Source organism: Saccharothrix sabaoui (genome assembly GCF_051756985.1).
Lineage (GTDB): Bacteria > Actinomycetota > Actinomycetes > Mycobacteriales > Pseudonocardiaceae > Actinosynnema.
Map to the genome: position 1 here is coordinate 1 of NZ_JBPKJK010000006.1, position 13,803 is coordinate 13,803.

General features: G+C 75.1%; 12 protein-coding genes. 9 read left to right on the forward strand and 3 right to left on the reverse strand.

All coding sequences use genetic code 11. The features are described from left to right. The first annotated feature begins 259 nt into the window (after positions 1-259). The 4 genes from ACR807_RS03210 to ACR807_RS03225 are packed head-to-tail and all read left to right on the forward strand — an operon-like array spanning position 260 to position 3,895. On the forward strand, positions 260-1,048 hold the full coding sequence (locus ACR807_RS03210; protein ID WP_438919659.1) for an SDR family oxidoreductase: 789 nt from the start codon (positions 260-262) through the stop codon (positions 1,046-1,048). Then, entirely contained in the window at positions 1,048-2,295 is a 1,248-nt protein-coding gene (locus tag ACR807_RS03215) for an aminotransferase class I/II-fold pyridoxal phosphate-dependent enzyme (RefSeq protein ID WP_438919660.1), read from the forward strand. Before ACR807_RS03210 ends, ACR807_RS03215 begins: the two co-directional genes overlap by 1 nt. Continuing rightward, positions 2,292-3,224 carry a diiron oxygenase gene (locus tag ACR807_RS03220; protein WP_438919661.1) on the forward strand — a complete coding sequence of 311 codons (933 nt, stop codon included), beginning with the start codon at positions 2,292-2,294 and terminating at the stop codon, positions 3,222-3,224. Before ACR807_RS03215 ends, ACR807_RS03220 begins: the two co-directional genes overlap by 4 nt. A gap of 11 nt (positions 3,225-3,235) precedes the next feature. Continuing rightward, on the forward strand, positions 3,236-3,895 hold the full coding sequence (locus ACR807_RS03225; protein ID WP_438919662.1) for a tryptophan 2,3-dioxygenase family protein: 660 nt from the start codon (positions 3,236-3,238) through the stop codon (positions 3,893-3,895). 125 nt (positions 3,896-4,020) lie between these two features. Here ACR807_RS03225 and ACR807_RS03230 read toward each other — a convergent pair whose 3' ends face one another. Both ACR807_RS03230 and ACR807_RS03235 read right to left on the reverse strand, forming a co-directional pair. Continuing rightward, positions 4,021-5,820, reverse strand: coding sequence for a bifunctional sugar phosphate isomerase/epimerase/4-hydroxyphenylpyruvate dioxygenase family protein (locus ACR807_RS03230; RefSeq protein WP_438919663.1), 1,800 nt, complete (start codon positions 5,818-5,820; stop codon positions 4,021-4,023). Continuing rightward, positions 5,810-6,676, reverse strand: a complete 867-nt coding sequence (locus tag ACR807_RS03235) for a shikimate dehydrogenase (RefSeq protein WP_438919664.1) — start codon at positions 6,674-6,676, stop codon at positions 5,810-5,812. Before ACR807_RS03235 ends, ACR807_RS03230 begins: the two co-directional genes overlap by 11 nt. Positions 6,677-6,802: 126 nt before the next feature. Between ACR807_RS03235 and ACR807_RS03240 the strand changes: the two genes are divergently transcribed. Both ACR807_RS03240 and ACR807_RS03245 read left to right on the forward strand, forming a co-directional pair. Then, positions 6,803-7,456 carry a TetR/AcrR family transcriptional regulator gene (locus tag ACR807_RS03240; RefSeq protein WP_438919665.1) on the forward strand — a complete coding sequence of 218 codons (654 nt, stop codon included), beginning with the start codon at positions 6,803-6,805 and terminating at the stop codon, positions 7,454-7,456. A 134-nt stretch (positions 7,457-7,590) separates the two neighbouring features. Then, positions 7,591-8,916: an MFS transporter gene (locus ACR807_RS03245; protein WP_438919666.1), complete on the forward strand. Its 1,326-nt coding sequence runs from the start codon at positions 7,591-7,593 to the stop codon at positions 8,914-8,916. Here the strand turns inward: ACR807_RS03245 and ACR807_RS03250 are convergent. Continuing rightward, positions 8,913-11,726, reverse strand: a complete 2,814-nt coding sequence (locus ACR807_RS03250) for an AfsR/SARP family transcriptional regulator (RefSeq protein WP_438919667.1) — start codon at positions 11,724-11,726, stop codon at positions 8,913-8,915. The two genes, ACR807_RS03245 and ACR807_RS03250, sit on opposite strands and share 4 nt — an antisense overlap. A gap of 125 nt (positions 11,727-11,851) precedes the next feature. Here ACR807_RS03250 and ACR807_RS03255 point away from each other — a divergent pair, with 125 nt between their 5' ends. From ACR807_RS03255 to ACR807_RS03265, 3 genes are all read left to right on the forward strand, one after another. Next, on the forward strand, positions 11,852-12,631 hold the full coding sequence (locus tag ACR807_RS03255) for an MOSC domain-containing protein (RefSeq protein WP_438919668.1): 780 nt from the start codon (positions 11,852-11,854) through the stop codon (positions 12,629-12,631). Then, a complete protein-coding gene (locus tag ACR807_RS03260; RefSeq protein ID WP_438919669.1) occupies positions 12,624-13,544 on the forward strand; it encodes a PDR/VanB family oxidoreductase in 921 nt (306 codons plus the stop codon). Before ACR807_RS03255 ends, ACR807_RS03260 begins: the two co-directional genes overlap by 8 nt. A 73-nt stretch (positions 13,545-13,617) precedes the next feature. Next, complete coding sequence (locus ACR807_RS03265; protein ID WP_438919670.1) at positions 13,618-13,767, forward strand: hypothetical protein; 150 nt, start codon at positions 13,618-13,620, stop codon at positions 13,765-13,767. The last annotated feature ends 36 nt before the right edge of the window (positions 13,768-13,803 follow it).

Consider the following 13,803-nt stretch of genomic DNA (forward strand, 5'->3'; position numbering starts at 1 on the left):
CCTTCGCCGTCCGCTCGGCCCCGTCCGGTGCGCCCGTTCGGTTCTTCGGCTCACCGAAGGGTCTCGCGCCGCCGTCCGGCCACCGCGCTTACCCGCGGCGACCGGCGGTTATCCGGGGACGGGCCGGTCCACCCGCGACCGTCCACCGCGGCACCGCGGTGTTGGCGCGCCGGCGGCGGGGTCAGCAAGATCACGACGTGCCGCGCGCCCACCACCACCGCCGTCCCGCGCGGCGCGCCACCCGGAGAGGACTTCGCCCATGCGCACAGTGCTGATCACAGGAGGGTCCGACGGCATCGGCCGCGCCGCGGTCGCGCGGTTCGCCGCCGCGGGCGACCGGGTGTGGTTCACCTACCGCTCCGGCCGCGAACGGGCCGAGAAGATCGTCGCCGAGCACGACGGGGCCGACGTCGCCGCGTTCCCGTTCGACCAGGGCGACCGGCCCTCGCACGAACGGCTGTTATCGGCGCTGCCCGGGCCGGTGGACGTCCTCGTCAACAACGCCGCCGTGGGCTCGCGCACCGTCGAGTGGCAGGTCGAGGGCGGTGACGCGGAGCGCGCGGAGGCGTTCCTGCGCATCAACTGCGTCGGACCGCTGTGGCTGGTCCAGCAGCTGCTGCCCGACATGCGCCGGCGCGGCGGTGTCGTGGTCAACGTGTCGAGCGTGGGCGGCGGGGTGGCGTTGTTCCCCGACTTCCACGTCGCCGACGGCATGAGCAAGGCCGCCCTGGCCTACATGACCCGGCACCTGGCCGCGGAGCTGGCGCACGAGCCGGTGCGCGTGATCGCGGTCTGCCCCGGCGCGGTGGACACCACGATGTTCCGCGCCAGCACCCTGTCCGCCCTGGACGACCACGCGCGGTCGGGCCTGGTCGCCGGGCTGCCGGGCGGCAGGCTGATCGAGGCCGACGAGGTCGCCGAGCTGGTCCACTGGCTGACCCTGCCCGCGGCCGAACTGCTGCACGGCGCGGTCATCGACGCCTCGATGGGCCTGGGCGTGCACCCCGCCCTGCTGGGCGGTCACCCGCAGCCGCAGGGCGTGGCCTGATGGTGTCGCGCACCGCCGCCCGGCTCGCCGCCGACGTCCCGGTGATCGCCGCCGCGCACTTCGCGGCCGAGGCCGACCCCTTCCACCCGGTCGACAACCCGCGCGGCTACGTCAACCTGGGCACCGCCGAGAACCACCTGCTGTGGGACCTCGTCGGCCCGGTGCTGTCCGGGGTGCGCCCCCGACGCGCCGCGGACTCGCACTACGGCCCGCCGCACGGCGCGCCCGCCCTGCGCGAGGCCGTCGCCGCCCTGCTCGGCCGCACCTGGCGCACCGCCGTCGACCCGGAGGACCTGGTCGTGGTCGCCGGCGCGACCGCCGCGCTGGACGTCGCGGCCACCGTCCTGTGCGACCCGGGCGACGTCGTGCTGGTGCCCACGCCGTACTACTCGGCGTTCGACACGGACCTGACCGGCCGCTCCGGCGCCCGGCTGGTGCCCGTGCCGCCCGGTGACGGCTTCGCCCTCGACCCGGACGCGGTCGCCCGCGCGGCGGTGTCCCTGCGCGCCGACGGCGTGCCGGTGCGGGCGGTGGCCATCACCTCGCCCGCGAACCCGCACGGCACCACGCACCCCGCCGAGGTGCTGCGCGACCTGCTGCGGGTCGCCGCCGAGCACGACCTCGACCTGATCTCCGACGAGGTGTACGCGCACTCGGCGTTCGGCCCGGAGGGGTTCACCGGCGTGCTCGACCCGGACGTGCTGGGCGCGGTGCCCGAGGCCGACCCGGACCGCGTGCACGTCGTCTGGGGGTTCGCCAAGGACTTCGGGCTCTCCGGGCTCAAGGTGGGCGTCCTGCGCACGTCGGGACCGACCCGCGCCGCCGCCCGCGCGCTGGCCTACTTCGCGACCGTGTCCACCGACACGCAGGCGCTGCTGGTGGACCTGCTGGCCGACCGGGCGCGCGTCGACCTGCTGCTGGCCGAGAACCAGCGGCGGCTGCTGCGGTCCTACGCGCACGTGGCGGCCAGGCTCGACGAGCGCGGCGTCCCGCACCTGCCGGCCACCGCCGGGTTCAGCGTGTGGCTCGACCTGCGCGAGCGCCTGGCCGCGCCGGACTTCGCCGCCGAGCGGCGGCTGTGGCGGCACGTCCTGGACGCGGGCCGCGTCAACGTCCTGCCCGGCGGCGCGTTCGCCTCGCCCGAACCGGGCTGGTTCCGGCTGTGCCACGCCGTGGAACCCGGGCTGGTCGCCGTCGGCGTCGACCGGCTCGCCGAGGTCACCGCACCCGCGGGGGGCGACCGGTGAGCGAGGCGTTCCGCGGCTGGTACGAGACGTCCGGGGTGCGGTCCGGGCCGCGCAGGCTGTTCCACGACGAGACCGACCAGGGCAAGGTGTTCTACCCGGCCGACCAGGTGCCGGTGCTGGGGCACGAGGCCGTGCTGGCGCTGCCCGACCGGGCGCGGCGCGACGTGACGATCCGCCACCTGTACCAGTTCCTGCTCTCCACCGCGCACCTGGAGACCCGGGTGGTGAACCGGGCGTCCGAGCTGATCGCCAACGGGCGCTCGGGCGTGGACCTGCCCGGCTCGGCGAAGCTGGACGCGTTCAAGGTCTACTGCGACGAGGGCTACCACTCCCTCTACAGCCTCGACCTGGCGCAGCAGATCGCCGCGGAGACCGGCGTCCCCGTGCCGGACGTCGACTACGGCGGGTTCGTGGACGCCCTGGAGTCGGCCGCCGCCCGGCTGCTGCCGGACTCGCCCGCGCTCGTGCCGCTGCTGCAGGCCGTGGTGTTCGAGACGCTGGTGACGGCGGTGCTCAACGAGATCCCCAACGACCCGACCGTGCTCACCGTGGTGCGCGACCTGACCCGTGACCACGCCAAGGACGAGGGGCACCACCACCGGTTCTTCGCGGACTTCTTCCACCGGCTGTGGGCGCAGCTCGACCCGGGGCTGCGCGGACCGGTCGCCCACGCGCTGCCCGAACTGGTGCTGGCGTGCCTGAACTGGGACGTGGCGCCGATCGTGGGCTCGCTGGAGCTGGCGGGGCTGAGCCGGGACGCGGCGCGCGGCGTCGTGGCCGACACCTACGGCGGTGACGCCGGGGCCGACCGGGTCGCGCACATCTGCCGCGCCACCGTGCGGGTGTTCCGCTCGGCCGGCGTGCTCGACGTGCCGGGCGCGGAGGAGGTCTTCGCGAGACACCGCCTGCTGCCCGCCACCTCCTCCTGAAGGGACCAGCGATGAACCCCGTCGTCGACGAGGACCTGGACTACCGGCGGTACCTGGAGCTGGACGCGCTGCTGTCGTTGCAGCGGCCCAGGGTCGCGGGCCGGGAGACCGACCGGGTGCGCCTGGCGGAGCACTTCTTCATCGTCGTGCACCAGACCAGCGAGCTGTGGCTGCGGCAGCTCCTGCTCGACCTGGACCTGGGGGTCGACGCGCTGCGCGCCGCCCGGCCGCGCCTGGCCGCCGAGCACCTGCTGCGCGTCGGCCGCGTGTTCGACCTGCTGCGCTCGCACATCGACGTGCTGGACCGGCTGCCCGCCGACTGCTTCGCCCGCTTCCGCCCCTACCTGGGCACGGCCAGCGGCGCGCAGTCCGAGCAGTTCGCCGACGTGGAGCGCGCGCTGGGCTTCGGCCGGGGCCCGGCGCCGGTCCTGGAGGCCCTGCACGCCGCCACCGCCGGCACCACCCTCGCCGAAGCGTGCCGCCGCGACCCCGCCTACCGCCAGGTGGTCGACGCCCTGCACGACATCGCCGCCTGCTACCGGCGCTGGAAGACCGCCCACCTGGAGTGCGTGCACCGCCTGGTGGGCGCCCACCGCGGCACCGGCGGCACCACGGGCGCGGACTACCTGGCCGCCCGCGTCCGCTCCCCGTTCCCCGACCTCCCCACCTGACCGCGAGTCATGCCCTCCCACCCCGCGTGTCATGCCCTCCCACCCCGCGTGTCATGCGTTCCCGACCCGAGAGTCCAACGTCCAGACCCCGAGAGTCCAACGCCCAGGACCCCTGAGTTCTACGTTCAGGCGTCGGATGCGCTGGTCGCGGCCAGCCTGAGCCTGCGGTGCGCGGCCATCCGGACCGGGGCCACCGCCTCACCGCACGCCGCGTACCCGCCGACCCGCTGCACGACCGCGAAGAACACCCGACCGCCGAACACCTCGGTGCACAGCAGGTAGCAGTCGCCGTGCTCGTCGCGGTCGTGCAGCACGCCGTGCTCCCGCATCCGCGCCACCAGCTCCGGCCCCACCCCGAGCCGCGCGTCGAGGTCCTCGTAGTAGTTGTCCGGGTAGGTCGGCACGACGACCCCCTCGCGCCGCAACGCCGCCGCGGCGGCGAACACGTCGTCCGTCGAGAACGCCACGCACTGCGGGTCGGGCACGCCGGGCGCCCAGTCGCCCCGGCGCAGCAGCGACGACGACAGCACGACCCGCGCCGTGCCGTCCGAAGTGGACATCACGCGGCTGCGCACCAGGCCGTACGGCGCGGCGTACTCCGTCGAGCGGTCGATGTCCACGCCCAGCACGGCGCGGTGGAACAGGGTGGCCTCGTCGAACCGGTCGAACGGCTGCGTCAGCGCCACGTGGTCCACGCCCGTGAGGTGGTCGTCCACCGCCGTCGCCCCGGTCGGCAGGAAGTCCGCCAGCCACCCGGCCCCCGCGTCGCAGAACAGCACGGAGGTGCCGTCGGGGGCGCTCACCGACGGCAGGTCGGCCTCACCCTCACCGCGGGCACGGGGCAGCACGGGCGCGTGCAACGCCTCCGCGTGCGCCGCCGACGCCACCGGGTCGGTGCTGACCAGCCCGATCCCGCTCACCGACGCGCCCGGCCCGGTCACCGCCGAGTTCACCACGACCCGCGCCCGCCCCTGCTGCCACAGCTGCACGGGCTTGGAGCGGTGCTGCCCGGTGTGCGCGAACCCCATGGCGGCCAGCGCGCCCGCCAGCCGCGGCCCGGCCTCGCCGTCCGCCGAGATCTCGGTGAACGCGTGGCCGAGCAGCGGGGGAGCGGTCGGGTCGACCAGGTGGCGCAGCGAGCGCACGGCGTCCACGGCCGTCCGCGCCGGGTCGGACTGCCGGAACACGTCGTTGAACACCTCCAGCGACAGCGGGCCGGTGTACCCGGCGGCCCGCACGTGCCCGAGGAACGCGGTGAGGTCGAACGAGCCCTGCCCGGGGAACAGCCGGTGGTGCCTGCTCCACGGCAGCACCTCCATGCCGAGGTCCAGCGCGTCGGCCAGTTGCAGGAAGAACAGCTTCTCGCCCGGGATGTCGCGGATGCCCGCCGGGTCCGAGCCGACCGACAGGACGTGGAAGCTGTCGAGGCACACGCCGAGCGCCGGGTGGTCGGCGCGCCGCACGACCTCCCACGAGTGCTGGTAGGTGCGCACGAACCGGCCCCACGCCAACGCCTCGTAGGCGACCCGAACCCCGTGCTCGGCGGCCAGGTCGGCCAGCCGGCGCAGCTGGTCGGCGGCCAGGCCGTCGTCGTCCACGGCGTGCGGCGACACCGACGAGCACACCAGCACGGTGTCCGCGCCCAACCGCCGCACCACGTCGAACTTCCGCCCGGCGCGGCGCAGGTTGGCTCGCAGCACCTCCTCGGGCACCGCCTCGAAGTCGCGGAACGGCTGGTACAGGTCGATCGCCAGGCCCAGGTCGGCGCAGCGCGCGCGGACGTCCTCCGGGCTCGACGCGGACGCGACCAGGTCGTTCTCGAACAGCTCCACGCCGTCGAAGCCCGCGGCCGCGGCGGCGTCCAGCTTCTCCTCCAGCGTCCCGGACAGGCACACGGTCGCGATCGCGGTCCGCTCAGCCGACATCGGCGGTCACCCCCACCAGTTCCGTGAAGTGTCTCGTCATCCGGTCGGCGTCGGGTTCGACGCCGGTGAACAGGGCGAACGCGTCGACGGCCTGGAACACGGCCATGCCGCCGCCGTCGAGCACCCGGCAGCCGCGCGCCCGTGCCGCGCGGACGAGGCCGGTGGCCAGCGGGCGGTACACCAGGTCCGCCACCCACAGGTCGGGTCGCAGCAGGTCGGCGGGGACGGGCAGCCCGGGGTGCCCGGCCATGCCGGTGGGCGTGGCGTGCACGAGGCCGTCCGCGCCGCGCAGCCGCGCCTCCAGCTCGTCGACGCCGCCCGCGACGGCCCGGCCCGCGCCGAACCGGTCCGCGAGCGCCGCCGCGAGGTCCGCCGCGCGCCCCGGGTCGACGTCGAGCACGTCCACCCGCCCCGCGCCCAGGGTGAGCAGCGCGTGGCCGACCGCCGCGCCCGCGCCGCCCGCGCCCACCAGCACCGCGGAACCCAGCGCGGCGTCGGGCAGGCCGCGGCGCAGGCTGCGGGCGAACCCGGACCAGTCGGTGTTGTGGCCGACCGCCCGGCCGTCGCGCAGCACCACGGTGTTGACCGCGCCGATCGCCTCCGCGTCGGGGGACAGCGCGTCGAGGTGGGGGAGGACGAGCTGCTTGCACGGGTGGGTGAGGTTGAGGCCGTCGTAGCCCGCGAGCCGCGCGGCGTCGAGGAGCCGGCCGACGTCGCGCGCGGGCACGCCGAGCACGTCGAGGTCCCACCGCCGGTACAGGTAGCGCAGGCCCAGCTCGTCGGCTTCGCGCTCGTGCATCGCGGGGCTGAGCGACGGCCCTATGCCGGAGCCGATCAACCCGATCAGGTGGCCCACCCCGCCATCACCTCCGCAATGTATGAACTAGATAGTTACTTATACCCGCCGGGCCGCGCGGGTGGAAGGCGCGCCACCCGCCGCCCGCCTAGAGTTGGACGGTCGTCAGCCGGTGAAGGGGAGTCCATGACCGCGTCGCAGCCCGCCGACCCGTCGCCCGAACGGCAGCGCGACGCGGAGCGGACGCGGGCGGAGATCCTCCGCATCGCCACCGAGGAGTTCGCCGACCGCGGTTACGCGGGGGCGCGGGTCGACGAGATCGCCGCGCGCACCAGCACCACCAAGCGGATGATCTACTACTACTTCGGGAGCAAGCAGCAGCTCTACGTCGCCGTGCTGGAGCAGGCGTACGCCACCATCCGGGCCGTCGAGCAGCAGGTCGACGTCGACCACCTCGACCCGGTGGAGGCGCTGCGCGCGCTCGCCGAGCTGACGTTCGACCACCACGAGTCGCACCCGGCGTTCATCCGGCTGGTCAGCATCGAGAACATCCACCGCGCCGAGCACCTGGCGACGTCGCAGGTGCTCTCCGGGCTGGCCGACCCGGTGCTGGGCGTGCTGACCCGCATCCTGGCCCGCGGCGAGGCGGCCGGCGTGTTCCGCCCCGGCGTCGACCCGCTCGACGTGCACATGCTGATCAGCTCGTTCTGCGTGTTCCGCACCGCGAACCGGTACACGTTCGACGCGATCTTCCGCCGCGACATGCTCGACCCGGCCCGGCGCGAGCACTACCGCCGCATGCTCGGCGACGTCCTGGTGGACCACCTCACCGCGCGCTGACCCGGTCCCGGCGAACCGCTTGACAGGCGTGGCGCAGCTCACCCACCATCTCGTACTAACCAGTTAGTACATACTGCTGGCCACCCCATCCCGCCCCACTGCGCGGCGACGACGCAGCCGCAGAGGAGTGCCCGATGACCCGCACCCCGCCCCCCGACGCCGTCGAGGCACGCCCCGCCAAGGCCGCGCTGGCCGCCTGGATCGGCAGCGCGCTGGAGTACTACGACTTCTTCATCTACGGCACCGCCGCCGCGCTCGTGTTCGGCAAGGTGTTCTTCCCCGCCTCCGAACCCGCCGCGGGCACGCTGCTCGCGCTGGCCACGTTCGGCGTCGGCTACCTCGCCCGACCGGTCGGCGCGCTGGTGCTCGGGCACGTCGGCGACCGCTTCGGCCGCCGCACCGTGCTGGTGTTCACGATCGTCCTGATGGGGGTCTCGACGTTCCTGGTGGGCTGCCTGCCCGACCACGCGACGGCCGGCGTGCTGGCACCCGTGCTGCTGGTCGTGCTGCGCCTCGCGCAGGGCTTCTCCGCGGGCGGCGAGCAGGCCGGGGCGAACTCGATGACGCTGGAGCACGCGCCCGCCCACCGGCGCGGCTTCTTCACCAGCTTCACGTTGAGCGGCACGCAGGCCGGGCAGATCCTGGCCACCGCGATCTTCCTGCCGGTGGCCGCGCTGCCCGAGGAGCAGCTGCTGTCGTGGGGCTGGCGGGTGCCGTTCTGGCTCAGCGCCGTCGTCGTGGTGGTGGGCCTGTGGATCAGGCGGTCGGTCGACGAGACGCCCGTGTTCCGCCGCGAGGAGGTCCAGGGCGGCACGGCCAAGCTCCCGCTCGCCGTGCTGCTCCGCGACCACTGGGCCGACGTGCTGCGGGTGGTGTTCGCCGCGTTCGTCGCCGTGGTCAGCACGATCTTCGGCGTGTGGGCGCTGAGCTTCGCGGTCAACACGGTCGGGATGGGGCGCAGCGGGATGCTGTGGGTGGCCGTGCTGGCCAACGTGGTGGCGCTGGCCGCGATCCCGCTGTGGGCGGTGCTGTCGGACCGGGTTGGCCGCAAACCCGTGTTCATCGCGGGCACGCTCGGCAGCGGGCTGCTGATGTTCGCCTACCTGTGGGCGATCTCCGAGGGGAGCTTCGCCCTCGTGATGGCGGTCGGCATCCTCATGTCGGGCGTGGTCTACAGCGCCGCCAACGGCGTGTGGCCGTCGTTCTACGGCGAGATGTTCAGCACCCGCGTGCGCCTGTCCGGCATGGCGCTGGGCACGCAGATCGGGTTCGCCTTCGCCGGCTTCTCGCCGACGATCGCCGCCGCCGCGGCCGGCCCGGGCCGTGGCGGGTGGCTGCCGGTGGCGGTGTTCGTGCTGGCCTGCTGCGTCGTCTCGGCGGTCGCCGCGCTCACCGCGCGCGAGACGTTCCGGACCCCGATGGACCGCCTGGGCACCGGGGCGGCGCCGGTGAAGGGCTAGCGCCGGTCCGGGTCCGGTGACCGGTCCAGGCCCGGTGACCGGTCGAGGTCGTCGACCCGCCGCCGCACGCGGCGGGCCGCCTCGTCCCGCTGCTGCGCCCGGTACAGCGCCAGCGCCTCCCGCCACGCCACGCGCGCCTCCTCGACCTCGCCGAGCGCCAGGTGCGGGTGCCCCAGGTAGTCCAGCGTCTCGGCCGCCATGTAGAGGTCGCCCAGGTCGTGGAACAGGGCCAGGGCCTCCCGGTAGTGCCGCACCGACCGCGCGTGGTGGCCGGTGTGGTGGTCGATGTAGCCCAGGCTGTCCAGGGTGGTCGCCTGGCAGTCGGGGTCGTGGTGCTCGCGGGCCAGCGCCAGCGCGGCCAGGCAGTGCTCGCGGGCCCGCTCGTGGTCGCCGAGCCGGGCGGTGAGCCAGCCGACCTGGTTGAGCAGGTGGCCCTCCCACACCGGGTCGTCGAGCACGCGGCAGACGTCCAGCGCGCGCGTGGCGTGGTCGAGCGCGCGGCGGTCGTCCCCGTGCTGGGTCCAGGCGTTGGACAGCGCCCGGTGGACCTGGAACCCGGCTCCCGGGTCACCGGTCTGCTCGGTCAGCGCCAGGGCGCGCCGCAGGTGGTCGAGCGCCTCCTCGTGCCGCCCCAGGGGCGCGTAGGCGGCACCGAGGTTGCGGTGCGCCTCGATGTGCACGGCGGGGTCGTCCAGCTGGTCGGCGGAAGCCAGCACCGCCCGCCACATCGCGACCGCGTCGCGGAACCTGCCCTGCCCGCGGTAGTAGGTCGTCAGGGTCGCGGCGAGGTGCCACGCCGCCCGGTGCCCACCGCATTCGGCGGCGGTCCGCTGCGCGGCCCGCAGGCAGGCGTGCTCGGCGTCGAACCAGGTCAGCGCCGCGGTGTGGTCGGCGAGCCCGTCGAGCCGGTGGTCGGGTTCGGCGGTCGTGCCGTTGACGGACGGCTCGTGGTGCGGGCGCAGCAACCGGTCCGCGGTGTGCGCGGTGTGCAGGTAGAAGTCCACCACCCGCCGGAGCGCGGCCTCCCGGACGTCCTCGGCGAGGTCGCGGTGGGCCGTCTCGGTGGCGTACCGGCGGACCAGGTCGTGCATCCGGTACCGGCCGGCCGGGTCCCGCTCCAGCAGCGACGCCTGCTCCAGCCCGCGCAGCACCGCCCTGGTCCGGACCGGGGTCAGGCCGGTCAGGTTGACGGCGGCGGCCAGGCTCGTGTCCGGGCCCGGCGCGACCGCCAGCAGGCCGAACGCGGTCGCCTGCTCGTCGGTCAGCGCGTGGCACGACCAGGACAGCACGGTGGGCAGGCTCGCCGCCGGGTCGTCGTCGTCCAGCCCGTCGAGCCCCGACTCGTGCAGCTCGGCGACGACCTCGGCCAACGGCGCCTCACCGCGCGCCGCGACGATGCTCAGCGCCAGCGGCACCCCGCCGCACAGGCCGACCAGCTCGTCCACCGCCGCCCGCTCCGCCTCGACCCGGTCCTCGCCGAGCCGACCCGCCAGCAGGTCGCGGGCCTCGGCGTCGGTCAGCACGTCGAGGTCCAGCCGCCGGGCGCCGTACCCGGTGACCAGGCCGGCCAGCCGGTTGCGGCTGGTCACCACGACCGCGCACCCCTCGCCGCCGGGCAGCAGCGGGACGACCTGGTCGGTGTCGACCGCGTTGTCCAGCACCACCAGCATCCGCTTGCCCGCGGTGAGGCTGCGGAACAGCGCGGCCTGGGCGTGCGGGTCGGCCGGGATCGAACCGGGCTCCACGCCCAGGGTGGACAGGAACCCGCGCAGCGCCGTGGCCGGGGCCATCGGCGCGCTGTCCGGGCTGAACCCGCGCAGGTCGGCGAACAGCTGGCCGTCCGGGTAGCGGTCCAGCCGGGTGTTCGCCCAGTGCAGCGCCAGCCAGGTCTTGCCGATGCCGCCCGCGCCCGCGATGGCCGAGATGACCACGGTGCCGCCCGCGTCGAACGTGCCGTCCAGGCGGTCCAGCTCGTCGCGGCGGCCGACGAAGGCCGTGCGGGGGACGGGCAGCTGCCGGGGCACCACCACCCGGTCGGTCCCGCGCCCCGCGACGTGCGCCGGGCGGCCCGCCAACGTCGGGTCGTCGGCCAGCACCTGCCGGTGCAGGTGCCGCAGCGCCGCGCCCGGGTCCGTGCCCAGCTCGTCGGCGAGCCGCTCGCGGACGACCCGGAAGTGCTCCAGCGCCTCCGCCGAACGCCCGGCCCGGTGCAGGGCGAGCAGGTACTGGGCGGCGACGCGCTCGTCGAGCGGGTGCTCGGCGGTCCGCGCCACCAGCTCCGCCACCAGGTCGTCGCCGTGCCCCAGGCGCAGCCGCGCGTCGACGAGGTCGCAGGCGGTGTCCAGGCGTTCCCGTCGCAACCGGTCGCGCTCGGCCGCCGCCCACTCGCTGTCCGGGCCGGTCAACGCCTCGCCGCGCCACAGCCCCAGCGCCCCGGTCAGCAGCTCCGCCGCGCGGTGGTCGTCGTCGGTGCTCGCCCGCGCCAGCGCGCGCAGCTCGCGGAACCGGCAGAGGTCGACCGCGGACTCGTCCGCCTGCAGCAGGTAACCGCCCGAACGCCTGGCCAGGCTCACCGCGTCGTCCTCCGGCAGCGCCTGGCGCAGGCGCGACAGGTAGGTCGTCAGGATCGCCCTGGCGCGTAGCGGCGGGTTCCCGCCCCACACCCGCTCAGACAGCCGCTCGACCGGCACCACGCGGTTGACGTCCACCGCCAGCGCGGCCCACACGCACCGCTGCCGCGCCGGCCCGAGGTCCACCGGACGCCCGTCGACGTGCACCGCCACCTCGCCCAGCAGGCGGAGTTCGACCACCCCCGTCACCTCCCCCGCGGACCTGGATAGCGGCGTCGCCGACCCGGTCAGGGGCGTTCCGGACCACATTCACACGAATGGATGTACAGGCGTAGGCGCCCCGCCCAAGATCTACCGTTGTGCGCATGGAACTCCACGAGACCGCGCGGGTGGCGGAGCTGTACGTCTACCCGATCAAGGGGCTGAGCCCCCAACCGCTCACGCACGTCCCGCTGCGCCGCGGCGAGGGCTTCCCGCACGACCGGGAGTTCGCGCTCGCGCGCCCCGGCGGCAAGTACAGACCGGGGCTGCGCGAGGGACTGCGCAAGACGGAGTTCTACGCGCTGGTCAGCGACCACCGCCTGGCCGGGCTGCACACGCACCTCGACGTGGGCACCGGCGAGCTCACCGTCCGCGTCGCCGGGCACGAGGTGCTGACCGCGCACCTGGAGGAGGACCGGGAGGAGCTGCTGGCGTTCTTCGCGCGGGTCCTCGACCTGCCCGAGGGCGTGCTGCCGGTGCCCGCCGCGGAGGAGGGCAGGCGGTTCACCGACGTCGCGTCCGCAGGCGACGGGCCCATGCACTGGGTCTCGCTGCTCAACCTGGCCTCGGTGCGCGACTTCGCCGAGCGGACCGGGGCGGAGGTCGACCCGCGGCGGTTCCGCGCCAACGTGCTGCTGGACGGGCTGCCGCCGTTCGGCGAGCTGGACCTGCTCGACCGGGAGTTCACGCTGGGCGGCGTGCGGATGATCGGCAGGTACCGGACGGGCCGGTGCGCGGCCACCGAGGTCGACCCGGTGTCCGGGCGGCGGGACCTGCCGGTGCTGCGGCTGCTCGACCGGACCTACGGTCACCAGGAACTGGGCATCTACGCCGAGGTGCTGTCCGACGGCGTGCTGAGCGTGGGGGGTGGGTTGGGTGTCTGACCTCAAGCTGGTGGTGGCGTCGCGGACGGCCCTGACGCCGTCGGTGGCCCGGGTCGTGCTGCGGGACCAAGAGGGCGGTGCGCTGCCGGGGTACGAGCCCGGCGCGCACATCACGCTGAGCACGCCGGACGGGCACCGGCGCAGCTACAGCCTCGTCGAGCCGGGCGGGAGCGCGCCGCGCGAGTACGTGGTGTGCGTGCGCCGGGAGGACGGCGGGCGCGGCGGGTCGGTGAGCGTGCACGCCCTCGCCGAGGGCACCGTCCTCGCCGTCGCCCCGCCCCGCAACCGGTTCCCGCTGCACCCCGCCCGCCACTACCTGTTCATCGCGGGCGGCATCGGCATCACGCCGATCCGGTCGATGGTGGCGCGGCTGCGCGCCGAGGGCCACCCGTCGGTCCGCGTGCTGTACCTGTCGCGGTCGGCGGCGGACACGCCGTTCCTGGAGGAGTTCGCCGGGGACATCGTGCACCACAGCGAGGAGCGGGGCAGGCTCGACCTGTGGCCGTACCTGGCCGTGCCGGACGACGACACCCGCGTGTACTGCTGCGGCCCGCTGCCGCTGATCCGCGCGGTCCAGGAGCGCACCGCCCACTGGCGGCCGAGCCGGGTCCACGTCGAGGAGTTCACCGCCCCCGACGACGGCTACACCGGCCCGTTCGAGGCCGTGTGGGCCCCGACGGGCCTGCGCGTCGAGGTCCCGGCCCACCGATCCCTGCTGTCCGCCCTGCGCCGCGAGGGCATCGAGGTGGAGTCGTCGTGCGAGGCGGGCACGTGCGGCACGTGCCGGCTGACCCTCCTGGCGGGCGAGGCCGACCACCGCGACGTGGTGCTGGAGGAGTCCGAGCGCGAGACCTCGGTGATGGCCTGCGTGTCGCGCGCGGTGTCGGAGGAGATCACCGTGGGTCCGGCATGACCGCGCGGCGGGGACTCGCGGAGGTGCGTGCCGGGACGGGCGTGCGTCGGCCGCCGGGGGAGTGGAGTGGTTGGTGACCGAGCGCTCGGCCACCAACCGCGGACCGCAGCGGCGGGAGCAGGTGGAGGCGGGGCTCGGACGGAGGCGGGTGCTGTGGCGCGAACAACCCCCGGATCACCCGGGGTGCGGGAGCGGCGGCACCGCGCGGTGGGCGACGGCGTGAGCAGTGGCGGCGGCGCGCGGCGGGATGGCGGGGCGT